Genomic DNA, 1,025 nt, shown 5'->3' on the forward strand with positions numbered 1-1,025 from the left:
ATCCGACCTTGTATATCGGAACACCCGTATCATAGCAACAAACCGCCCGCCGCCGCCCGCATCCGACCAAGGCAAACAACCGTTGCGTAGCTCAGGGAGCGGTCGGGCAACCCATCGACACAACCGGACAGTTGCCAGACAACACAACCGAATGCAAGGCAGGTTTATGATGAGTACCCAACACAATTACGCAGGCATCGACATCGCCAAACGAAACTTCGTTATTGCCGTTTCGTCTTTGTCTAAAACCAAAACCGAAACCAAGAACCCCAAAGGGATCGCCCATACCGTCGAATACCTTAAAAAACACAAGGTCGCCCTCGTCGTCATGGAAAGCACCGGCGGTCTCGAAGTCCCCGCCGCCAAAGCCATCCACCGTGCAGGCATAGCTGTGATTATCGCCAACCCTCGTCAGACGCATCAGTTTGCCCAATCACAGTCGCTGACCAAAACCGATGCCAAAGATGCCAAAATGCTCGCCTTCTTCGCACAGATGACGGCACAGAAAGAAGGTTGGCAAACCATGCTCTACCAGCCGCCCACCGAAGCGGAAGAAGTGTTGGAAGCATTGGTTAACCGCCGCAACCAACTGGTGGATATGCGGACTGCCGAGAAAAACCGTCTGCATCAGGTTCACGAAACGCAAGTCGAAAGCGTCAAACAACTGATTGCCCATTTTGACCGGCTGATTGACGAATTGGACAAACAAATCGACGACCACACCCACACGCATTTTGACGGCAAAACCAAAGTGGCGGAACAAATCAAAGGCATCGGTTCGATAACGACGGCTACGCTGATGGCGATGTTGCCCGAATTGGGACGGCTGTCGCACAAACGGATAGCGAGTTTGGTCGGTATTGCCCCACACCCGAGGGAGAGCGGGGAAACCAAATTCAAAAGCCGCTGCTTCGGCGGAAGGTCTGCGGTGCGTAAGGCGCTGTATATGGCTACCATGGTAGCGACACGTTTTGAACCGCTTATTCGGGATTTCTATCAGCGCCTGCTGTCCAAGGGTAAGCCGT

General features: G+C 53.6%; 1 protein-coding gene. It reads left to right on the top strand.

The features are described 5' to 3' along the window. Nucleotides 1-151 precede the first annotated feature (151 nt). Nucleotides 152-1,025, top strand: an 874-nt coding sequence (locus MB824_RS10820; RefSeq protein WP_456077655.1) for an IS110 family RNA-guided transposase, incomplete at its 3' end; no start/stop codon positions are given.

Origin of the sequence: Kingella pumchi (assembly GCF_022288825.1) — a bacterium.
Classification (GTDB): domain Bacteria; phylum Pseudomonadota; class Gammaproteobacteria; order Burkholderiales; family Neisseriaceae; genus Kingella_D; species Kingella_D pumchi.